This is a genomic window from Psychrobacter sp. CAM01 (assembly GCF_032842965.1).
In the GTDB taxonomy this organism is placed as follows: domain Bacteria; phylum Pseudomonadota; class Gammaproteobacteria; order Pseudomonadales; family Moraxellaceae; genus Psychrobacter; species Psychrobacter celer.
The window spans coordinates 15,071-36,625 of record NZ_JAWJBL010000012.1; the positions used below are offsets into that span (position 1 = coordinate 15,071).

Consider the following 21,555-nt stretch of genomic DNA (forward strand, 5'->3'; position numbering starts at 1 on the left):
CTATTTTTTGGCAATAATGGTCGCGCGCATCGGGGCAGGATAGCCTTCTACAGTTTTTGTTCGGTCATTAGGATCTAAAAAATCTGCTAAAGAGTGATACGTCATCCATTCGGTTTGGCGCTGCTCATTGGTCGAAGTCGTGGCCACATCGACGCAGCGCACGTCTGTAAACCCTGCTTTTTCAAGCCAGCCGATTAACGCTGCAACAGAGGGTAAAAAGTACACATTATTCATCTGCGCATAGCGGTCATGCGGCACCAGTACAGTATTGGCATCGCCTTCGATTACCAACGTCTCAAGCACCAGCTCGCCGCCTTTGACCAGCTGCCCCTTTAGCTGTTGCAAATGCTCAAAGGGTGACTGACGATGATAGAGCACCCCCATACTAAACACCGTATCAAATAGCTGACTATGCTCAGGTAAGGCTTCGAGTGGGACGGGGATATAATGCGTTTTATAACTATCAGCCGCGCTGACAAAATGCCGAATCGCCATAAACTGATGATAAAACAAGCAAGAGGGATCGATGATAATGACCGTCTCCGCGCCAGCCCCTGCCATACGCCAGCCATGATACCCAGAGCCGCCGCCGACATCGAGCACGCGCCGTCCTTTTAAGGTGCCCAAATGCGGCGCAACTCGCTGCCATTTCCAGTCACTGTGCCACTCGGTATCAATCTTGATACCTGACGCATCATCGCCGATTTGACCACCGATCTGAAACGGCCCCTTGCGCCACGGCATCAGCTGCTTTAACAGCGCCGTTGTTTGCTTGCGCTGCGAATCACTCAGATTTGCCTCAATGGTCAATACATCAGTGTCTAGATGGACAGCATCGACGACCAATTCTGGCAAACGCGCCACCGACGCCTGATAAGCCGGCGCGTGCGCATAGTTGGCTTTGTCTTTGATGGCACCCAGCCATGTTGGCAACTGGGTCAGCCACTCATAAACCGTCGGCTGCTGCTGCGCAAGTGTTAGCAAGGTCAAATACAGCTCACGCTCGGCGCGCAAGATAGTGTCATTAAGCATAAAAGCGAATTACCATGTGGATCAAAAAGTAAGGTTAAAAATTGCGTCCTCAAAGAAAGGCTATTTAAACGCCACAATCGAGACAAAGTTCAAAAACTGAAACCACGTCAAGTGCCGCGCAAAACCCACCTCATCCAAACGCTGATGATGCCCGTCTAAGGTATCGGTGATAAGGACGTTTTCTAGCGCATTACGCTTGCCGCTGATTTCCATCTCGGTATAGCCATTAGCGCGCTTAAAGTCATAATAGCGCTCAACCAGCCACGCATCATACTGCTCATCAAACGCATGAGTTTTTTCAGTCAATACCAATATACCGCCCTCGCTCAGTGCATTATAGATATTCTCTAACACCGCCACTCTATCGGCGGCTGGCAAAAACTGTAGCGTTAAATTTAAAATCACCATATCGCATGGCTCAAGTGTCACATCGCGGATATCGGCGGTGACGACTTCGATATCGTGCTCAGGATAGTTATCATTGAGCACAGTCGCCGCTTTTGTGGTCATCGCAGGCGAGATATCTATCGCTTTAATCTGTAAATCCTGCGGCGCAAATTCCCCAGCCAGCGCCATGCTAGCTGCACCAAGTGAGCAGCCCAAATCATACACACGGCTGACACGGCGGCCATCATCACCTTGCTGACGGTACTTGCAATGACGCCGAGCAAAGATAGGCAACATCGCCAGCACTTGACCATAACCTGGTACACTACGGCGAATCATATCTGGAAAACACGCCACCACCTGCTCATCAAAAGAAAAGCGCGCCGCTTTATCGAGAGGTGTGGTAAATAAAGTGTCATGCTTGATAGTGGCAGGATTGGATTGGCTCATGGGGCGACTCGTTTCGATAATAGCAAAAGCCCATTATAACATTACTGTTTGTTACTTATCGCCATCAGATGCCCTGCTAAGCTAAATAGGGACGCTAAGGGCAATCAATTGATGATTGAAGCAGTCGTTAAACCAACCGTGTCATTGAGTTGATAGAGTCTTTAAGCAGGTCGTTGAAAGTTGAAAAATGACCGTCTGCGACCAACATTTACACCAGTAGCGCTATGTCACTTTTAGAATGAAGTGATTATATAACCTGATCATCTCTTTATAATAATAGGAAAAATTATGCAAACCATTATCTTAGGCGGTGGCTGCTTTTGGTGCACCGAATCAGTCTTTTTGTCCGTAAAAGGGGTAGCGTCCGTGACCTCAGGCTATATGGGCGGCGACGCAGTATCGGCCAACTATGAGGCCGTCTGTAGCGGCACCACAGGTCATGTGGAGGTTATCAAAGTCGATTTTGATGACACTGTTGTCCCTCTGGAGGTGATACTTGATGTGTTTTTTGCCACTCACGACCCCACAACCAAAGATCGTCAAGGCAATGATGTCGGCAGTCAATATCGCAGCGTGGTGTTCTATACAGACGCCGAGCAAAAACCAACCGTCGATCGCACCATCAACAAACTGCGCGATATGGGCGTCAACGTCGTCACAGAAGTCCATCCTGCTATGACGTTCTATAAGGCTGAAGAGTCGCACCAAGACTTTTTTAATAGAAACCCAGGCCAAGCCTACTGCAACTTTGCCATCCCGCCCAAACTTGCCAAACTGCGTAAAGAGTTTAGCGAATATATGGTCAATTAACTGATCCGCCATCACGGGTGCATCATTCGGCAAGTAACTCATCTATAGTCAGTTTGCTATAAAAATGTTATAGCAAACTGACCAGTAAACGCATGACTCTTTTATTTAGAGTCGATTATATAGCTTGCTATATATCCGTCATCGACGGCTAAGCATTTGCTAAAGGCCAGCTGTCAGGACGTACCATCACGCTATGCGCCGCAGTTATTACTCACGCTTATTTACGATCAAGATAAAGGAACTGGTGATAGACGCAGGCACCGGTATTGTGGAGGCGACAGATACGACGCCTTGGTTTGGTTTTCAGGACGATGTGGTGATACGTGTCACCGATGCAGGTAGCAAGCGGCTGGTCTATATTCGTAGTAAATCAAGGATTGGTGGCAGTGATTTGGGCAAAAATGCTGAGCGTATTCGTCGTTTTATCAAAGAGCTGGATAAGATTTTAGAGTCGTAGTTAAAACCTTTAGAAGCTTGGCACGCAGCAAAAACCGCTTGCAGCCTCACGCCTACGTCAATTTATGGTAACAGGGTGCTGCGACCGCTTTTCTTTATTATGTAGATTGGTTACTCTAAGTAAATATGACGGTTTTGCACTTTATGCTGTTTTATTGATCGCTCTTATTTATAACCATTACTTATCATCACGTCCCATCACCATTTCTCATAATAATTTTGACGTTTATAGGATATTTTCATGCGTTTGACTCCTCTTTCGACCCTATCCATGCTGGCTGCGGCTATCGGTCTGAGCTTTGCTAGCACTGCCCAAGCGGCCAAACCACCAGCGCCAGACTTGTCCAATAGCGAGTTTCAGCAGTGTCTAGATATGCTAAAAGGCTCCAGTAAGTTTCGCGGCGTAGACAGCTTTACCTTCAACAACTATCGCCCAGCTCAGCCTGACCCTAGCGTTATTCAGTCGCTGAACTATCAGCCCGAGTTTCAAAAAGATGTCTGGGATTATCTATCGGCGCTGGTGGACAAAGAGCGCGTCGAAGATGGTATTCGTGCCAAGCACCAATGGCGTGATACGCTGCTCCAAATCGAATCGCGCTATGGCGTAAAAGCCGAGCACGTCCTTGGCGTCTGGGGCGTGGAGTCCAACTTTGGTCAGACACTGGGTAAAAAACCGCTATTTGAATCCTTAGCGACTCTCTCCTGCTTTGATCGTCGCCAAAGCTACTTTCAGGGGGAGTTTGCCAACGCGCTCAAAATCGTCCAACGCGGTGATATCGCGCCAAACGACATGACAGGCTCGTGGGCTGGCGCCTTTGGGCAAACGCAGTTTATGCCGAGCACCTTTTTGGAACTGGCCGTCGATTTTGATGGCGATGGTCGCCGCGACCTCGTCAATAGCGTCCCTGATGCACTAGCCTCTACTGCCAACTTTTTGGACAACCGTGGCTATCGTACAGGGGAGCCGTGGGGTTATGAAGTCAAACTCCCTGATGGCTACTGGGCGGCGTCCAACCGTAAAAACAAAAAATCCATGAGTCACTGGCGCAGCCAAGGTCTGACATTGGCAAATGGTAGCCCGCTGCCCTATGATTTGAGTAGTGCAGGACTGCTATTACCAGCTGGTATAGAAGGGCCGGCGTTTTTGGTTGGCAAAAACTTTGACACCTTTTACTCGTATAACGCGTCAGAAAACTACGCATTGGCCATCGCGCACTTGTCAGATCTGATCACGCGCGAAGACAGCAGCAAGACAGATTTTATCACTGCGTGGCCCACAGATGACCCAGGTATCAGTCGCCAACAAGCCAAAGACATCCAGCAAGCACTGCTCGATGCTGGCTATGATATTGGCGGCGTCGATGGCATCATCGGTGATAACACTCGTACGGCGATTCAGCAATACCAGACCAGTCACGGTATCTTCCCAGCTGATGGTCGTGCAGGGCAAAAATTTTATCGTGCTATCGTTGGCAGTGCGGCCCCAAGCCCGCGCTCGTATGGTCACTCATACTCTCAGCCCACCAATAGCCAACCCCTAAACCCAGCACCCGCCGATCGTATGGGGCAATTGATTCAGCAGCAGACCACCGCGCCAAGCGCTTACTCTCAGTCGCCGCAGCCCTCTACGTCTAGCAACCCGCGCTATCGCCGCGTGATCGGCAGCGACGGTACTATCAAGCTGGTACGTATTGATGAAGGCTCATAACCGCTAGGTTTTATCGCTATCCCTCTGACAGCAAAAAGGCCACGTTATAGCTAGCGTGGCCTTTTTATGTATTTTAAGACGAGACCTTTAGGACGATACATTTAACAGATAAGTCTTTAGCGTTGTCTTTTTGACAAACCTACGTTTTGATCCTTTGATTATAGTGACGCGGCGTTATACGATAGGCGGCGGATTGGGCTTACCATTGTCGCCATCCCAGTTTTCCCGTGCCTTGTCGTCTAGGTCAGCAGGGGTTTTTGGCTCCCATTTGCCATTTTCTTTCCATGTTTCATCACCCCAATCCGCATCTTCTTCTTTTCTATCCAAGTCTTTGTAGGCTTGGCTAGGGTCAATGCCGCGGCGTTTCATATCGGCAACTTGCTCTTCTAGGGTGCGAAACTGATCGGCATCATGCATGGCCTTTTCTAAGCCGTCGATTTCATGGTTTCGTTCATCATATTTAGAGTTGCTCATGTCTACTCTCCTTAATTATCCAGTGATCGTCAATGATACGTATCTCAGCGCTATTGTATGATGTGTTATCGTTTTAGTGATTTTGTTCTTTAGTCATTTCGTTCATGGCATTCGACTGTCGACTGAACGTGCGCTGACTCATGACTCTTATTATCACCAGTCCTGCTCAGATTCACAACCTCTGCCACGTATGCTTTGTATTACAAAACGTAGTCGCGCGCGCAGATGCTTGCGGTATATCTGCTCGAGACAGCTATCACTAGAGGACTGCTAAGAAAAATAAGTTACCAAAGAAGAGAAGAATGTAAAAAAGGCGATTAAGACTGAGATGAGGTGTTTTTTAGCAAGTTTTTTGCATAAAAAGTCAGCTTCCATAGCTCCTGCGATACCCGTGTGCCATAGGTGGTCAGCTGTATCCAATTGGCACTGACCAGCTGACGCTGCAAGACGTTTAAGTCGTCTTGTGATATCTGACAGCGCGCAACCGCATGGACATCTGGCATGTCTTGCTTGACGTCTGCTTCAGCTTTTGATGCTATCAGTCGGTTGATGGCGGTTTGTAGACCATAGCTAGAGAACGTCGAGGGAATTTTTGATAAGGCAATCAGCACCTCTTGCCATGTCAGCGTCATCGGCCGTGTCACATCTGTCAGGTTACCCCCTGCATAGGCTTGCGCACTATAAGAGATCTCAAAGGACTCTGTCAAAACGATGAGGTTACTGACATTATCTTCTGCAAAGCTGGCTTTGGGCTGCTCATGAGGGTAGGCAAGATTATGTTGGGTCAGGCTGTGTTTGTTGATGGCTTTTTTGGCGGACGGCCGCTCAGCGGTTTTTTGCGTAGTAGCTTGTTTGCTAAACTCAATAACCTCGTCACTGGCCTTTATCCAGCCACCCGTGACTTTATGCGCAGCAATGATGGTGTAATAGGCTTGTACCAGCAGGCTTTCGATTTCATCAGCATTATCATAGTAGTATATGCGATTGTCTTGCTTGGTCACTAAGTTGATAAATTCTTGTAACTGGCGGCTGATGGCGCTGTCTGGCGGCTGGTTTTTAATTAAGACCAGTAGCGGTTTGAGCTTGGCCTTGGCGTTTAGATAGCTTAAATGCATTTGGCTGACGCCGGTTTTTTGTACGGTGCCGTAGCTATCGCCGATTACCATCAACGCATAATCACAGGAGTCGATGCATTGACGCCCATATACCGACGCCTTTGACAGTTGGCTTGACACATCATAAGTCAAAAAAGCGCGCGCCTGAAAAAATATCGCTAGGTTGTCCAATACCAGCAATTGATCATTATCAGCGCATATGACGTGGATATGATAGCGACGGTTTGGCACAATCACCTCTAAGCTTCAGTCATGACATAAGTAACGAGCAGACAAAATAGAGCACAAATATCTTGTTTTGCACAGACTAGCATAAACTTATAGAAATGGAATTATTTTATTTCGACCACAGCAGTTTCATCGTCATATAGGCGCGCCTGACACTTAAACCGCTGATCAGAAAAACCATGATAGCACTTATTTAGAAGCGTATTGCAAAACGGTCTCTTGTCCGACCAACTGTTTTATCAAAGCGCCCAACGTATCGTCATATTTGCTAGCATAAAAAGTCAACGGTAGTCGAATATTAGGCAATATTTGATGGTTTGTCGCTATCGCTCGGTGAGCGTTGTTGTCATGCTCGCTATCATCATTGCAATCACCATTGATATGGCTATTGCCATCGCTATTAATATTAGCACTTGCCAATAGCTGATTGCTCAGTAGCAGCTGCTTGACCCGCTCTGCAATCGCCTGTCCTGAGTCCACTACCTGTATCGATAACTGCTGGCGCGCAATTTCCTCCAACAAAAAACCTTTAAAAAACGGATAATGCGTGCATCCAAGGACCAACTGATCGATACCAGCTTGCGCAAATACCGTAAGCTGCTGACGTAAACGCCGCGCGGTCTCGTCCTCCTCCGGCATGCCCGCCTCCACCCATGGCACTAGTAGGGGGTCAAAGTACTTAGTCACCTCTATATTATTGGGCAGGGCAAACGCATCGATAACCTTGTTTAGTAACGCACCATTTAAGGTCGCCTTGGTCGCCAGCACCGCCACGCGATGGGTATTGCTGGCCAGTACCGCCGGTTTTAATGCTGGCACCAATCCCACAATAGGCAGCTGCGGATAACAACGCCTAGCCGTCTCTAGCGCATAGGCAGAAGCACTGTTACAAGCGATAACGATAAGTTTACAGCCTTGCTGATACAACCACTCGACCGCTCTTAATGTCAGCCTCTCGATGTCGGTACTGTCGCGATTGCCATAAGGGACATGTAGCGTATCGGCATAATAGACATAGCGCTCAGCAGGCAGCTGCTCGGCCAGATGCAGATACACAGACAGACCGCCTACCCCCGAGTCAAACAAGCCTATCGGTGCGTTTGGGTCGGCATGATAAGTCGTTGCCTCAGCTGCCACCTCATGAGCAGCAGCCTGCCAGATAGCCGCTGTCTTCATGTGTTTGGCTAGCACAGCCTCAGGATGCGACCTATCCACGCTTAGTGCGTTATTTTTGCTCATACCCTTCATGGCTGTACTGTCGTTTTTTTGGTCATATCGGTATCTTTATACTGCTGATTGCGTGACTTGTCGGTAGTCAATCAAACTGCTACACATATACTGTCGCGCTTTGCTATTTATTGTTTTTGCTGCAAAGCTAGCAATAGCTTAAGCCTTTGATAGCTTAAAAAAGCATTAGTCTTTAAAAATTGGTCTTTTAAAAATTGATACCTTAAGGCATCGATAATTGATAGCTTTGCCCGCCACTTTGTAAGGTCAGTATCGTCTCGCCGTTTTGTTCTGTCAGCTCACCAATTTCAGCCAGATGATAAAACGTATTGCGGCCGATCAGTGCCATCAAGCCCTGTCTGACGTGCATATACGGACGTATCTGCTGCTCGGCTGCTTGTTGCTGATGGTCTTTGGCGTTTTGCGCATTATTGTCTTGAGCACTGCTGGCCTGAGCATGGTCGCTATGAGGCTGACTCTCGGCATGCTTGTCTGGTATATTAGGATTATACGCCTTTAATACGATTTTGTGCTCGTCATCTAAGCGAACGACATCGCCTGTGGTGGTGGTAAACTCCAACCAGCGCTGACCTGCCTCCTCGACGATACCCACATCGTTGATCAATAACGGCGCATCTTCAACTTGAATACGAATTTTTTGTACAGGCGTCTTTAAAAAGTATTCTGTTTTACCCTGATTTTCTTCTTTCCACAAAATCGTGGCAAACAGACTCACCAGTGACTCTCTGGTCATTTGCCCGCCTTCGTGCCACCACTCGCCATTTGCCTTGATTACCAAATCCATATCCGTCACTTGCTCAGGATGCCAGCGCTCCAATGGCGGTATGGCGCGCCCTTCGCGCGCCCCAGCAGTGGTTTTTAGATATTGGCTCAATGCGTCCATACTATTTAGAGCTGATGGCACGTCGTTTGGGGCTTGCGGCGTATCGTCTTGGTGTTTATTGGCTTGCTTGTTGTTGCTATCCATCTTATGATTTCCTATCTAGTATGCAAAGTTTGGAAAATCTATCATGACTATAAATTTTAGTTTCAGGTATGATGAATCTTTATTGTCATTTTCTCATCATAATTAGGTCATTATTTTAATTTTACCTTAACATCGATACTCACAAATGCGTATCGTGTTTGTAGGACTTTTCTTTTATAATGAGTAACGATTTTTCATTTACGTGTTTTTATTTACATGGTTAAGTGGGTGCTGTATCAATGAGGCGTTTTTTAAAGCGTTGATATCTTTGCATAAATAGTTATCACAAAGAGCCCAGCTCATTGTTGTTGATACGGCGCAGACAGTTTTTATCGGGCAGCCATATGTCGAGTGACGTTAGCGCCACAAGTCTATTATTTAATTGTTAAGCTAATGATGCCCTGAGATAAGCCACCATAAGTTTAGGAGTAGGTATGCAAGAGCAAGACAATCAAAAGCCAGTCGTTGATGGCGATACGGTAGCGACAGATATGGTCGAGCAAGACGTGCAAGCACAAAGCGTGGCTGCAGAGCCTGAGATAGAACGCGAGTCTATGGAGTTTGATGTCATCATCGTCGGCGGCGGTCCTGCAGGCTTGTCTGCGGCTATCCGTCTGCGTCAGCTTGCCATTGAGGCGGGCAATGATGAGTTTATGGTTTGTGTGGTCGAAAAAGGCTCTGAGTTTGGCGCTCATACCTTGTCTGGCGCAGTCATCGAGCCACGCGCGCTCAATGAGCTCATCCCTGACTGGAAAGAAAAAGGTGCCCCGCTCAACGTGCCTGCGACCGAAGATCGTTTTTATTATCTCAATTCAGCCACGCGCTCGACCAAAGTACCTGACCCTTTAATCCCGGCACCGATGCACAACGATGGCAACTATATCGTCTCGCTAGGCAATGTGGTGCGCTGGCTTGCCGTACAGGCAGAAGAGCTAGAAGTGATGATGTTCCCAGGCTTCCCTGCCGCCGATATCTTATATAATGATGACGGCTCAGTACGTGGTATTTTGACAGGCGATATGGGTGTGGCAGCTGACGGCGAGGCCAAGCCAAGCTTTGAGCCAGGCTATGAGCTACTGGCCAAATATACCATCTTTGCTGAAGGTAGCCGCGGTCACTTGGGCAAACGTTTAATCAGCCGTTTTAGTCTCGATAAAGACGCTGATCCTCAGCATTATGGTATCGGTCTAAAAGAGCTGTGGGAAGTGGCACCTGAAAAACATGAGCAAGGCGTGGTCATGCACGGTCTTGGCTGGCCATTGACCGAAACTGGCTCGACGGGTGGCTGGTGGTTGTATTTCGACGAAAACAACCAAGTCAGCTTTGGTCTGGTGGCAGATTTGTCTTATCACAACCCATATATGTCGCCATTTGATGAAATGCAGCGCTTAAAGACGCACCCTGTTATCAAAAACGTCTTAGAAGGCGGCAAGCGTATTTCCTACGGTGCCCGCGCCCTGACCAAAGGTGGCCTAAACTCTCTACCAAAATTCACCTTCCCAGGCGGCGTGTTGGTCGGTGACGATGCTGGTTTCTTAAACCCAGCCAAAATTAAAGGCACGCACACCTCGATGAAATCAGGTATGCTCGCGGCTGAGGCGATTTTTGAGGCGCTGCAAGCTGACCGCCAGCACGACGAAGTGGTGGCTTATACCACTATGTATAAAGAGTCGTGGTTATATCAAGACAACTATGAATCGCGTAACTTCTCCCCTGCGATACATCGCATGGGTCTGTTTATGGGCGGCGCCTTTACCTTTATCGAGCACAATCTATTAAAAGGTAAAATGCCCCTTACCTTGCATGACAACATCCCTGACTATGATCAGCTAGAGCGTGCCAACCATGCCTATCAGCCGACCTACCTAAAACCAGATGGTAAGCTGGTATTTGATAAGCTGTCGTCGGTATTTATCTCTAATACCAACCACGCAGAAGATCAGCCAACGCACCTTAAGCTCACTGACCCAACCGTGCCAGTGTCGATTAACCTGCCCCTCTATGCCGAGCCTGCGCGTTTGTACTGCCCAGCGGGCGTCTATGAAGTGGTCAAAGATGCCGAAGGCGCAAAATTCGTCATCAACGCGCAAAACTGCGTACACTGTAAGACTTGTGATATCAAAGATCCATCACAAAACATCACTTGGGTCACACCAGAAGGCGGCGGTGGCCCGAACTATCCAAACATGTAATGGTGTTGGAGAGCCTTGAGCAGCCATCTGCTCACCGCTGAGCAATAAAAAACCGCCCTTAATTTATAAGGGCGGTTTTTTAATACTTATACATTTAATGTCTCAATTAAATGACGCGACAACCCATCTTAATCTGTCCAAGCGTCACGGTTGGCTTCGTCTTTTAATTTGACAAAATCATCAGGGTCAAATTTGATTTGCGTACCTGATTTGCCTTCTTTGATTTGACGCTCGTAGTCACGCAGTATGCGCAGCGCCACAGGAGACAAGAGCAAAATAGCCACCAAGTTGACGAGTGCCATCATACCCATGGATAAATCCGCAAAGTTCCAAATCGCAGGCAGGCTGGCGATGGCACCAATAAACACCATTCCCAGTACCATAAAGCGGAATATCATGATCATCACTTTGGCGTTTTTGGCGCCTGAGATAAACTCAAGGTTCGACTCGCCATAGCTGTAGTTGGCAATAATAGAAGTAAAAGAAAAGAAGAAAATAGCAATGGCGACAAAGATAATACCCAAATCACCCACGTACTGCGACAACGCCAGCTGCGTCAGCTGAATACCTTCTTGCTCGACATTGGGGTCGACCACGCCTGACAAAATGATGATAGAAGCCGTTGCGGTACAGATCACCAGCGTATCCATAAACACGCCGAGCATTTGCATAAACCCTTGCACCGCGGGATGGTCAGGATGGCTTTTGGCCGTGGCTGCCGCATTGGGCGCCGACCCCATGCCTGCTTCGTTAGAAAACAGTCCGCGTTTGATACCGTTGATCATCGCCTGAGCGATACCATAACCGATGACCCCGCCCGCTGCTTGCTCAAATCCAAAAGCTGATTTTACGATCAAGGCGATGGCAGCTGGGAATTGGCTAAGGTTGGTGATGATAATAAACAATGCCAATAAAATATATAAAATCGCCATGATAGGGACGATTTTGCCCGCGATACGAGCCACCGAGCGCAACCCTCCAAACACCACAGGTGCGACCAGTGCCACCAATACAAGGCCTGTCATCCATGTTGGCACGCCAAAGGCTTCATTGGTCGCTTGTGCGATGGTGTTGGACTGTACGCCGTTGAAAGCAAGACCAAAGGCCACGAGCAGACACAGTGAGAAAAATATCGCAAGCCAGCGTTTACCCAAGCCTTTTTCGATATAGTAGGCCGGTCCGCCGCGGTACACATTGTCGTTGTGAGGGACTTTGTATGCTTGGGCGAGCGTCGACTCGATAAAGCTGGTCGACATACCAACCAGCGCGGTCATCCACATCCAAAACACTGCACCTGGGCCACCGAGATAAATCGCAATCGCAACCCCTGCCAAGTTACCCGTACCCACACGCGCCGCCAGCGACGTCATCAATGCTTCAAACGAGCTGATACCGCCATTTTTGCGTCCTTGGTTGGAGACGCGCAGCAGCTTCCACATATGACCAAAGTGGCGAAACTGAATAAAACGTGTCACGACAGTAAAATACAGACCTGCGCCAATCAGTACAAACATCAGCAGACCATACCAAGGGTTGTTGGCAATCAACCAATCGTTGTTCCCCCAGATAATGCTGACACCATAATTTACGAGGCTGTTAAACCACCCTACTACCCCTTCACTCATATCAACTCCTCGTGAATACTTTTTAAAATTTGCTTATTTTTTGCGTTTTATATCAAATAAACGCCATTAAAACCAGCATACCATGCTCAGTCGTCAAATCTGCTGTGCATTTTATAGAGATTCGGTGCGCCACAACCATCACGTTTAATTATCGGTTCACTATATTTATTTTTAAAATAAATACTATAGGCTTCCTCTATCCTATAGAATGATAAAAGTGACCAATTTACTGCATAAAGTAGGCTGGCGGTGATGGTTTTTATATGCTGTCATCTACCTATTGGGTCTTTATTACTAATGGTTATGCAGGGCTTTTGGTTTATGCCTATTTGTTTGCAGTGACACAAACTTGAAAGTGATAGACTAAATTTTATAGGCATTGTGACTTATTGAATATTCACTTATTGTCATGATTGTTTGGCATACTAAAAACTTTAAGACGCTTGTCAGGAAGACGAGACGGTAATCAAAGACAGTGGACGGTCTGCCCCCCTCCTTTCTTCCTCAAATATTGTTTGTTATAGCGCTCTTAAATACAGCGATCTTGGCAGATAGTCATCATGCTAAATCAGCACTCGCGTTATCTGATCATCAGTGCGTGCTTGTCAGATGTCTTTATCAGACTGACGAGACTGAGATCAACCATGATATTTTAGGTAAGACAAAAGGAGTTGTCCTATGGAAAACCACAACGATCCATCCGGCTATTGGCGTGCCAATGTCCGTCTCATTTTAGGCAGCCTTATCATTTGGGCATTATGCTCGTATGGCTTTGCTATTCTCTTACGTCCTCTTTTGGCAGGTATAAAAATCGGTGGTACTGATTTGGGCTTTTGGTTTGCCCAGCAAGGTTCTATCGGGGTTTTTATCATCTTAATTTTTTTCTACGCTTGGCGTATGAATAAGTTGGACAAACAATATGGCGTAGATGAGGAATAGATCATGAGTCAATATGTGATTAACATTATTTTTGTGGGTCTATCCTTTGCGCTGTATTTCGGCATTGCGATCTGGGCTCGTGCTGGGACCACCAGTGAATTTTATGTGGCTGGCGGCGGCGTCCATCCTGTCGTCAATGGTATGGCGACTGCTGCTGACTGGATGAGTGCCGCGTCGTTTATCTCGATGGCAGGTCTTTTGGCCGCGGGTGGCTACGGTGCCTCTACCTATCTGATGGGCTGGACAGGGGGTTACGTCTTACTGGCCATGCTGTTAGCGCCTTATTTACGTAAGTTTGGGAAGTTTACGGTACCAGACTTTATCTCCGATCGCTTTTATTCCAAGACAGCGGCGATGATTGCGGTGGTTTGTCTGATTGTGGCATCGACCACCTATGTTATCGGACAGATGACTGGTGCAGGTGTTGCTTTCTCTCGCTTTTTGGAAGTGGAGAATGACACAGGTCTTATCATTGCCGCGGTGGTGGTGTTTTTCTACGCAGTACTAGGCGGTATGAAAGGCATTACCTATACACAAGTTGCTCAGTACATCGTCTTGATGATTGCTTATACCATTCCGGCCGTCTTTATTTCGCTTGAGCTGACCGGCAACCCTATTCCAGGTTTGGGTCTGTTTTCTACGCATGCTGAGTCCGGCGTGCCTATTTTGACCAAGCTTGATCAGGTGGTCACTGATCTTGGTTTTACTGCTTATACTGCTGATGTGCCAAATAAGCTTAACATGGTACTGTTTACGCTATCACTTATGATTGGTACAGCGGGCCTACCGCACGTTATCATTCGCTTCTTTACCGTACCAAAGGTCGCTGATGCGCGCTGGACAGCTGGCTGGACGTTGGTCTTTATCTCATTGCTATACTTTACTGCGCCTGCGGTGGGGGCCATGGCTCGTTTGAACTTAAACGACACCATCTATCCACAAGGCGTTGATCAGCCGGCACTGCCTTATGAGCAGCGTCCTGACTGGATGCGCACATGGGAAGATACGGGGCTTATTAAATATAATGACTTAAATAATGATGGCCGTATTCAACGCTACTTCGATAGCGGTCTTGGTGAGGCAAAACTTGCGTTAGCGGCCGCGCAAGCAGAAGGTGGCGATGTCACCGCTGCTACGGCAGAAGTCGCCAAGGCACAAGCCGCTCACGACCAAGAGCTTGATGGACGCTTTGCTGAAGCAGGTTGGGCGGGTAATGAGCTGGATGTCAATAACGATATCTTAGTCTTGGCCAACCCAGAGATTGCTCAGCTGCCACCTTGGGTGATCGGTCTTATCGCTGCTGGTGGTTTGGCAGCCGCGCTATCGACCGCGGCAGGATTGTTGCTGGCCATCTCATCTGCCATTAGTCACGACTTAATCAAACGAAACCTCAACCCAAATATCACTGATAAAGGAGAGCTACAAGTTGCTCGGATCTCTATGGCGATTGCAATTGTAGTGGCAACGTGGCTTGGCCTAAATCCGCCAGGATTTGCCGCACAGGTGGTGGCTTTGGCCTTTGGTATCGCTGGCGCTTCCTTGTTCCCCGCGCTGATGATGGGTATCTTCTCAAAACGCATCAATAATCTGGGCGCAATCTTTGGGATGCTCGCCGGCCTTATCACCACCTTGGTATATATCTTTGTCTTTAAAGGCTGGTTCTTTATCAGTGGTACTGCCAACTTCCCTGATACCGCAGAGTACTGGTTGTTTGGTATCTCACCGCTGTCGTTTGGGGCCATTGGTGCGCTGATTAACTTTGCGGTCGCCTTTATCGTTTCTTATTCGACGAAAGCGCCACCGCTGCACATCCAAGAGCTGGTTGAAAGTGTTCGCTCTCCGCGCGGCGCTGGCGGTGCCATCGACCACTAAGCGTACGAGCCATGTTGGCTCTATAATCAAACCACACTAAAAGGATAAATGTTGAACGTCACTTTTTTTCTTGGAATGATTATAGATATCTTACGTAGAGTGTCACTCACAGGCAGACGCTGCTTGTGAGTGTTTTTTTTATCCCTTTAGGTTAAGAATAAGTCTTGGATGGTTGCCAGATTTGTTTTTGCCTAAATAAAACGCAAGCCGCTCTAACCGATTAAGGAGGAAGATTTTATGCTTTTTGAGTTTATTGCCACCATGGCCGCAGCGTTTGGTATGGCTGGACTGGCACTGATCATAACTCACTTCAGTAAACTGTCGGGCAAACGCGCGCCAAAGTGGCTGGTGCCACTCTTTGCAGCGGTTGGCATTTTTACCTTCCAAATTCACCAAGAATACAACTGGTATTCTCAGCAAGTCAGCAAGTTGCCCGCGGGCGTAGAGGTGGTCAAAACAGCAGAGAGTCACACTTGGTTCCGGCCTTGGTCTTATGCCAAACCGCAAATACTGCGTTTTATCGCTGCAGATATCAAAAATGCTCGTGCCCAAGTAGACAATGCGGATATGCACTTAGTCACTCTTTATTTGTTTGAAAGACGTAGAAGCGTACAAAAAATCCCGCAAGTCATCGATTGCGCGGCGCCTGCGCGTGCAGATTATATATTGCCAAAAGCAGGCAGCACCCTATCACTTGATGAGCATGTGCAGCAAACCAGCACATGGCACCCATTGACCAAAGCAGATTTTTTATTTATCCGTGTTTGCACAGATAGTAATCCATAACGCCTCTACCGTGTTTAGCGTATAGAGCCTACCTGATAGGTATGTTTGGAGTTGGCACCCAATAGCAGACCGGCGCACAAGCCGCCGAAATGCGCGGCAAATGAAATGCCTTGCTGCGGCATCAAACCTTGCTTGATGATTAGCCAATAGCCTGTACCCATGACAATACAAGCGAGCAAGTAGCCCCAACGTCTGGCAAATACCGCGCCGCCAATCATATACCCAATCATGGCAAAGCATAGTCCCGATGCGCCGATATGAATAGAAGACGGCGAACCGATAGCCCAGGTGACTAGCCCTGAGGCAATCACCAGTTTAATCACCGTACGATAGGCGTTTTTTTCAAACAACCCAAACAAAAATAAAATCTGCAATAACGTGATGGTATTGCCCAATAGATGAGAAAAGTTGCCGTGCATTGTCCATGAAGCGACCACCCCAATCATGCTACCTACATCTAAAGCACGCGGTACAATACCAAATACATTCCAAATGCCAAAAAAGACCGTTTCATTTAAAAAAAACATCCCCCACATCGGCATCAGCGCAAAAGCATATAGTCCGATGACTTGTTTGACCCGTGTCATGATGAGAGAAAATAACTGCTGCCCATTCATATCGTGACCTGCCCTTGACTCTATGCCTGGTATTTAATGCTTACGCTATAGCCGATTCTAAATTAAACAGATACATTGTCTGTCAACGTGGAACTGGTCTAAATAGCAGACTGTTTTCTTTTTCAGCGGCCAGATAGCTATCACCATGCAGCAACGAGGCTGAGTGATAAGGCACCAAAGCCGTTGGGATAAAACGGCGCGCCGCATCGATATGCTGGATTGAATCATCAAAAAAGATATGCGGCGCAAAGGTTCTGAGCACCGCTGTCTTTTCAAGTCCACCCAAAAAAAACGCCATATCGACATTGACGCCCCATTCTCGCAATGTTTTGATAGCTCGCAGATCGGCAGGGGCATTGCGAGCGGTTACCAGAGCGATTTTTATCGGAGAGTAGCTAAGCCCTGCCGGCAAACGCTCTTGCAGGTTTGAGAGCTTAATCAAAAGCTCGGCATACGGCCCCTTCTCTATCGGCAAATCCCGCATTTTGGCTTCACGGTCATGAAAGGCGCGTAGCCCTTTTTGCTTATAAAGCAGCTCACCTGAGTCATCAAAGAGCACCGCATCACCATCAAAGGCAATGCGCAGCTGCTGAGTATCTAGCTCATAAGTATTGACAGGCGTCGCATCCAAGATGGCACACGCACAAATATTGGCATCGGCAACTTGCTGAGCGTCCTCGCGATTGGTGGTCAAAAACAGGTCCACATTAAAATCATCGATATAAGGCGCCACCGGGCTGCCTGAGATAAAAGCCGATCGAGAAATATTGAGGCCATGCTCACGAATGGCATTGAGAACCTGAATACCAGTATCAGGGCTGCTTTTTGAGACGATAACCACTTCAACCAGCGGCGCTTCTAGCTCAGTTTCTTGACTGTCAGCCTGACAGTATCTGTTCAGGTTTAGCAGCGCTTTTATCAGGGGATAGCCTGCGCCAATGCTCAAAGGATCGTTTTCGCGCTCCGTCATATAATCGCGAAACGCCTTAATGGCTGTATCAGGATGCTGCGCTAATAACTGTGACAAATAGCTCTCAGACTCCGTTAAATCAAACAGCGCCGTTGCAGAGACCGCTACAATCAACGTATTACTAAAATCAACTGCCATAATAAAAGGCTCTCACTTGTCAGGCTCCATGGTAGAGTTTATTGTAACAAGGCGCCACCAGAAGATATATGGCACTTTTATGACTAGCGCTGGCACCGATAGCGAGCGTTATCGTTCAATTATTACAACAAAAAGCCATATTGCTTTATAAACAATATGGCCATTTAAACACAGTTACCGTTTAGACTATTATTTGAAAAAGATAGCGTTGTCGTTCGCGACATGTCTTGCCTATCTTGTATGTTAGCCGCCTCCCTTTATGCTAGCAGTACCAGAGAAATCGCAGGGAACGCCACCAAAATCACCAAGCGAATCACATCGGAGACAATAAACGGCGCTACCCCTCGAAACATATCGGACAGCTTAATATGCGGTGCCATCGCCTTAATCACAAAGATGTTCATGCCCATCGGCGGCGTAATCAGCCCAAGCTCTACCGTCAGTACCGCGATGATACCAAACCATACCGGATCAAAACCTAAGGCTACGATGATCGGATACACTACCGGAATGGTGATGACCAGCATCGCCAAGGCATCCATAAATAGTCCTAATAAGAAGTACATGATCAAAATACAAATCAGTACCACCATTGGACTCACTGCCAAGGTACCAATCCAGCTCGCTAAGGTATATGACAATCTAGAGACTGAGATAAAGTAGCCCAGCGCTTCTGCACCTAGTAGCATAAAAAACACCACTGCAGATAATGCTAAGGTTTCAATCAACGACTGCTTCAGTCCCTTCATCTGCATGCCTTTGGCAAACGCATAAGCCCAAGAAACGAACGCCCCGACGGCAGCGCCTTCCGTTGGGGTAAATAACCCAAAGAAAATACCGGCGATAATAACGATGAAGATAAAGCTAAAGGGAATGAGACCTGTCAACGCTATCAGCTTGGCTTTATATGAGGTAGACTCACCGCGCTGCGCCAAGTGCGGTTTCCAGCGCACCATAATCATGACAGTGATCGAATACATGACCATGCCTAGCATACCGGGCAAAAAGCCTGCAATAAACATATCACCGACCGACTGCTGGGTCAAAATAGCATAAACCAGTAAGGCAATACTGGGCGGAATCATAATCCCTAGCGTACCACCAGCGGCTAAAATGCCGCAGGCAAAGCCTGGCTGATAGCCATACTTCTCCATTTGTGGTAAGGCCACTTTGGTCATGGTAGAGGCGGTCGCTAACGATGACCCCGAGATTGAGGCAAAAATACCCGATGAGCCGATACCGGCGATTCCCAAACTGCCCCTGACACCGCCAAAGATGGTGCGGGTTGCTTCAAACAATTTGCCTGCCATACCAGAATGAGTGGCAAAAACGCCCATCAAGATAAATAATGGAATGGCACTAAAGTCATATTTGGCTAAGACGTCTACGGGAAGGTCTTTGAGCATTTGTACAGCACCACTCGGTGCCGTCACAGTACCAAAGCCGACCAGACCAACACCAAGCATAGCAAGGGCAACGGGTACTCGTAAAACGACGAGTAGGATCATGACGATTAAGCCGATGGCTCCAACGATTTCTGGACTCATGCGCCTGTCTCCTCAGCGTCAAAAAACTCGCCTGTCTTAAAGATATTAATGGACTCGATCAAGGAGCGAATGGCCAGCAAAGCACTTAAAAAGGCGCTGACAAGGTAAATGGGCATCATTGAAACCCGCAAATCCTGGGTGACTTTACCAAACTCGATAGCATCAACGGCGCTCTCAAACAGCCCCCAAGCAAAGACGATACCGATGACAAAGAATCCCAGCATAAAGACGCCCATCATGTAACCTTTGATAGACTTGGGCATCTTTTGGGTGAAAACATCAACAATGATTTGTGAGCGTTCGACAAAAGCGGCAAAGGCAGCTAATAGCGCAAACAGCATAAAATAAGAAACAATCTCGACGCTGCCTTTGACAGTGAAACCAAACTCACCACCGGTGAGCTTGAAGATATAACGGGCGGTAACATCTAGCATTGTGGTCAAAACGATGATAATTAGACTGATACCACCGATGAGCTGACATAGCCGTGAGATAAATGTACTGATTTTGACCAAGTAGGCCATGCGGCGACTCCTTTAGGTTAGACCTTGCAGGCGGCGCTGGCGGCTTTGGCTTTTTCGTAGACACTATCTGCATCTAGGCCCAAAGCATTTACATCTTTGAGATATTTCTTTGTGCCTTCTAATAATGGGCCTCGCCAATCTGGATCATTTAATGGATCTGGAATCTCCACAATCTCATCGCCTTTAGCTTGGGCCGCTTGTATTGCCATAGCGTCATGCTTATCAAATACTTCACCTACCTTTTTGGCAAGCGCCATGCCTGAGTTATTATCAAGAACTTGTTTTAAGTCATCAGGCAGGGCGTTATATTTGTCCTTATTCATCGTGACCATCAAGGCAGAGCTATAAAAAGGAATATTGGTATGATACTTGGTGATTTCATCGATTTTAAAAGCTGTCACAGCTTCCCACGGAAAGCTCAGACCATCAACGACACCGCGCTGTAAAGAAGTATACATATCATTGGCAGGCAGACCCACAGGCGAGGCTCCAGCACTTTCTATGATATCACCAGCGACCGCAGAAGGACGACGAATACGCATGCCCTTCATATCTGCTGGCGTGCGTATTAGCTTATCGGTCGTGTGCAAAGAGCCAGGTCCAGCACCATACATAAAGAGGAGATGTGAGTCTTCATACTCACCGGCCAAGGTGCCGTCATCATAGAGGGTTTGTAGCATACAGCCCATCTGTGTGGCAGAATTGGACAAACCTGGAAGCTCAGCGATCTGCGTTAATGGAAAGCGTCCGTTGGTATAACCATGTGCTTGTGAGCCAATATCTATAGTGCCTTTAGCAGCGGACTCATAGGTCACGTCAGCTTTTGCAAGACCTGCTGAAGGGTATAGCTCAACTTTTAATCGGCCATCAGAATCAGTTTCGATCTGCTTTGCCCATGGCTCAAAGACTTCTGTACTGATTGAGGAGGTTGCAGGCCAAAAATGAGAAAAACGTAGGACAGTGGTTTCTTGAGAGTTTGCTGATACACCACCGGTACTATCCGCAGATTGATTTGAACAACCAAAAAGACTCGCGGCAGCTAATGCACCAATCGAAAAAAGGGGAGCTAACTTCATTATCAATTCCTTTTGATAACTGTAAGAATAAAGGTCAAAGACAAACTTAGTATTTATCTCGTCAAATCACTTATGACGTTACAAGCCTAAAACATCCTTTTATAGACCTGTAATAAGGGTTACTATTTAAAATTAGCAGTTATAATGATATAAGTCAAATCATTTTGAATGCATAAACTTATTATTAAGTCAGCGGCAGCTTATTAGAACCAAAGCTAATAGTAGTTAACAGTTTTAGATAAAAAAAGCCCCCACAACATTGTTGTGGGGGCTTTAGGGTATAGGGAGCTGACGATGACCTACTCTCACATGGCCGGAGCCACACTACCATTGGCGCAACGATGTTTCACTTCTGAGTTCGGGAAGGGATCAGGTGGTGCCATCGTGCTATTGT

Annotated in this window: 19 protein-coding genes and 1 rRNA gene; 7 read left to right on the forward strand and 13 right to left on the reverse strand. The window is 47.4% G+C overall.

Annotated elements, in window-relative coordinates; genetic code table 11:
- Both cmoB and cmoA read right to left on the reverse strand, forming a co-directional pair.
- On the reverse strand, positions 1-1,032 hold the full coding sequence (cmoB, locus tag R0I52_RS08185; RefSeq protein ID WP_317053927.1) for a tRNA 5-methoxyuridine(34)/uridine 5-oxyacetic acid(34) synthase CmoB: 1,032 nt from the start codon (positions 1,030-1,032) through the stop codon (positions 1-3).
- 60 nt (positions 1,033-1,092) lie between these two features.
- Positions 1,093-1,869, reverse strand: coding sequence for a carboxy-S-adenosyl-L-methionine synthase CmoA (cmoA, locus tag R0I52_RS08190; protein WP_198336423.1), 777 nt, complete (start codon positions 1,867-1,869; stop codon positions 1,093-1,095).
- Between the two features lie 288 nt (positions 1,870-2,157).
- On the opposite strand from cmoA, the gene msrA reads away from it, so the two are divergent.
- The 3 genes from msrA to R0I52_RS08205 all read left to right on the forward strand — a co-directional run bounded on the left by msrA (position 2,158) and on the right by R0I52_RS08205 (position 4,843).
- Positions 2,158-2,679 carry a peptide-methionine (S)-S-oxide reductase MsrA gene (msrA, locus tag R0I52_RS08195; protein ID WP_317053928.1) on the forward strand — a complete coding sequence of 174 codons (522 nt, stop codon included), beginning with the start codon at positions 2,158-2,160 and terminating at the stop codon, positions 2,677-2,679.
- 193 nt (positions 2,680-2,872) lie between these two features.
- A complete protein-coding gene (locus R0I52_RS08200) occupies positions 2,873-3,136 on the forward strand; it encodes a DUF1499 domain-containing protein (RefSeq protein ID WP_317053929.1) in 264 nt (87 codons plus the stop codon).
- A gap of 240 nt (positions 3,137-3,376) precedes the next feature.
- Entirely contained in the window at positions 3,377-4,843 is a 1,467-nt protein-coding gene (locus tag R0I52_RS08205) for a lytic murein transglycosylase (protein ID WP_317053930.1), read from the forward strand.
- 174 nt (positions 4,844-5,017) lie between these two features.
- Here the strand turns inward: R0I52_RS08205 and R0I52_RS08210 are convergent, their stop codons facing one another.
- From R0I52_RS08210 to R0I52_RS08225, 4 genes are all read right to left on the reverse strand, one after another.
- A complete protein-coding gene (locus R0I52_RS08210; RefSeq protein ID WP_075102515.1) occupies positions 5,018-5,317 on the reverse strand; it encodes a hypothetical protein in 300 nt (99 codons plus the stop codon).
- A gap of 317 nt (positions 5,318-5,634) precedes the next feature.
- Positions 5,635-6,663, reverse strand: coding sequence for a DUF4062 domain-containing protein (locus R0I52_RS08215; RefSeq protein ID WP_317053931.1), 1,029 nt, complete (start codon positions 6,661-6,663; stop codon positions 5,635-5,637).
- Between the two features lie 186 nt (positions 6,664-6,849).
- Entirely contained in the window at positions 6,850-7,899 is a 1,050-nt protein-coding gene (gene murI / locus R0I52_RS08220; protein ID WP_317053932.1) for a glutamate racemase, read from the reverse strand.
- A gap of 211 nt (positions 7,900-8,110) precedes the next feature.
- Positions 8,111-8,875, reverse strand: a complete 765-nt coding sequence (locus R0I52_RS08225; RefSeq protein WP_317053933.1) for a DUF1285 domain-containing protein — start codon at positions 8,873-8,875, stop codon at positions 8,111-8,113.
- Between the two features lie 491 nt (positions 8,876-9,366).
- On the opposite strand from R0I52_RS08225, the gene R0I52_RS08230 reads away from it, so the two are divergent.
- A complete protein-coding gene (locus R0I52_RS08230; RefSeq protein ID WP_317053942.1) occupies positions 9,367-11,067 on the forward strand; it encodes an electron transfer flavoprotein-ubiquinone oxidoreductase in 1,701 nt (566 codons plus the stop codon).
- Between the two features lie 128 nt (positions 11,068-11,195).
- On the opposite strand, the gene R0I52_RS08235 is transcribed toward R0I52_RS08230, so the two are convergent.
- Positions 11,196-12,692 (reverse strand): alanine/glycine:cation symporter family protein, encoded by a 1,497-nt coding sequence (locus R0I52_RS08235; protein WP_317053934.1) that lies wholly within the window; start codon positions 12,690-12,692, stop codon positions 11,196-11,198.
- Positions 12,693-13,370: 678 nt separating this feature from the next.
- Between R0I52_RS08235 and R0I52_RS08240 the strand changes: the two genes are divergently transcribed.
- From R0I52_RS08240 to R0I52_RS08250, 3 genes are all read left to right on the forward strand, one after another.
- Complete coding sequence (locus tag R0I52_RS08240) at positions 13,371-13,631, forward strand: DUF4212 domain-containing protein (protein WP_288998286.1); 261 nt, start codon at positions 13,371-13,373, stop codon at positions 13,629-13,631.
- A gap of 3 nt (positions 13,632-13,634) precedes the next feature.
- A complete protein-coding gene (locus R0I52_RS08245; RefSeq protein WP_317053935.1) occupies positions 13,635-15,503 on the forward strand; it encodes a sodium:solute symporter family protein in 1,869 nt (622 codons plus the stop codon).
- A gap of 237 nt (positions 15,504-15,740) precedes the next feature.
- The gene (locus R0I52_RS08250) at positions 15,741-16,289 is read left to right on the forward strand and encodes a hypothetical protein (RefSeq protein ID WP_317053936.1); all 549 of its coding nucleotides are present in this window, start codon (positions 15,741-15,743) and stop codon (positions 16,287-16,289) included.
- A gap of 14 nt (positions 16,290-16,303) precedes the next feature.
- On the opposite strand, the gene R0I52_RS08255 is transcribed toward R0I52_RS08250, so the two are convergent.
- The 6 genes from R0I52_RS08255 to rrf form a co-directional block, all read right to left on the reverse strand.
- Complete coding sequence (locus tag R0I52_RS08255) at positions 16,304-16,906, reverse strand: rhomboid family intramembrane serine protease (protein WP_317053937.1); 603 nt, start codon at positions 16,904-16,906, stop codon at positions 16,304-16,306.
- 82 nt (positions 16,907-16,988) lie between these two features.
- Complete coding sequence (locus tag R0I52_RS08260; RefSeq protein WP_317053938.1) at positions 16,989-18,014, reverse strand: 5'-nucleotidase; 1,026 nt, start codon at positions 18,012-18,014, stop codon at positions 16,989-16,991.
- Positions 18,015-18,271: 257 nt separating this feature from the next.
- Positions 18,272-19,561 (reverse strand): TRAP transporter large permease, encoded by a 1,290-nt coding sequence (locus R0I52_RS08265; protein ID WP_317053939.1) that lies wholly within the window; start codon positions 19,559-19,561, stop codon positions 18,272-18,274.
- Positions 19,558-20,085, reverse strand: a complete 528-nt coding sequence (locus R0I52_RS08270; protein WP_317053940.1) for a TRAP transporter small permease — start codon at positions 20,083-20,085, stop codon at positions 19,558-19,560. The genes R0I52_RS08265 and R0I52_RS08270 overlap by 4 nt, the downstream gene beginning before the upstream one ends.
- A gap of 17 nt (positions 20,086-20,102) precedes the next feature.
- Complete coding sequence (locus R0I52_RS08275; RefSeq protein WP_317053941.1) at positions 20,103-21,161, reverse strand: TRAP transporter substrate-binding protein; 1,059 nt, start codon at positions 21,159-21,161, stop codon at positions 20,103-20,105.
- 286 nt (positions 21,162-21,447) lie between these two features.
- Positions 21,448-21,555, reverse strand: a 5S ribosomal RNA gene (gene rrf / locus R0I52_RS08280); the annotation flags it as partial.

Bases quoted from the DNA above. Each gene is read 5' to 3' on its own strand.
- R0I52_RS08225 (WP_317053933.1), bottom strand. From the start codon at position 8,875: ATGGATAGCAACAACAAGCAAGCCAATAAACACCAAGACGATACGCCG.
- R0I52_RS08265 (WP_317053939.1), bottom strand. From the start codon at position 19,561: ATGAGTCCAGAAATCGTTGGAGCCATCGGCTTAATCGTCATGATCCTA.
- R0I52_RS08275 (WP_317053941.1), bottom strand. From the start codon at position 21,161: ATGAAGTTAGCTCCCCTTTTTTCGATTGGTGCATTAGCTGCCGCGAGT.
- R0I52_RS08210 (WP_075102515.1), bottom strand. From the start codon at position 5,317: ATGAGCAACTCTAAATATGATGAACGAAACCATGAAATCGACGGCTTA.
- R0I52_RS08245 (WP_317053935.1), top strand. From the start codon at position 13,635: ATGAGTCAATATGTGATTAACATTATTTTTGTGGGTCTATCCTTTGCG.
- R0I52_RS08255 (WP_317053937.1), bottom strand. From the start codon at position 16,906: ATGAATGGGCAGCAGTTATTTTCTCTCATCATGACACGGGTCAAACAA.
- R0I52_RS08235 (WP_317053934.1), bottom strand. From the start codon at position 12,692: ATGAGTGAAGGGGTAGTAGGGTGGTTTAACAGCCTCGTAAATTATGGT.
- msrA (WP_317053928.1), top strand. From the start codon at position 2,158: ATGCAAACCATTATCTTAGGCGGTGGCTGCTTTTGGTGCACCGAATCA.
- cmoB (WP_317053927.1), bottom strand. From the start codon at position 1,032: ATGCTTAATGACACTATCTTGCGCGCCGAGCGTGAGCTGTATTTGACC.
- cmoA (WP_198336423.1), bottom strand. From the start codon at position 1,869: ATGAGCCAATCCAATCCTGCCACTATCAAGCATGACACTTTATTTACC.
- R0I52_RS08270 (WP_317053940.1), bottom strand. From the start codon at position 20,085: ATGGCCTACTTGGTCAAAATCAGTACATTTATCTCACGGCTATGTCAG.
- murI (WP_317053932.1), bottom strand. From the start codon at position 7,899: ATGAGCAAAAATAACGCACTAAGCGTGGATAGGTCGCATCCTGAGGCT.
- R0I52_RS08200 (WP_317053929.1), top strand. From the start codon at position 2,873: ATGCGCCGCAGTTATTACTCACGCTTATTTACGATCAAGATAAAGGAA.
- R0I52_RS08205 (WP_317053930.1), top strand. From the start codon at position 3,377: ATGCGTTTGACTCCTCTTTCGACCCTATCCATGCTGGCTGCGGCTATC.
- R0I52_RS08260 (WP_317053938.1), bottom strand. From the start codon at position 18,014: ATGGCAGTTGATTTTAGTAATACGTTGATTGTAGCGGTCTCTGCAACG.
- R0I52_RS08250 (WP_317053936.1), top strand. From the start codon at position 15,741: ATGCTTTTTGAGTTTATTGCCACCATGGCCGCAGCGTTTGGTATGGCT.
- R0I52_RS08240 (WP_288998286.1), top strand. From the start codon at position 13,371: ATGGAAAACCACAACGATCCATCCGGCTATTGGCGTGCCAATGTCCGT.
- R0I52_RS08230 (WP_317053942.1), top strand. From the start codon at position 9,367: ATGGTCGAGCAAGACGTGCAAGCACAAAGCGTGGCTGCAGAGCCTGAG.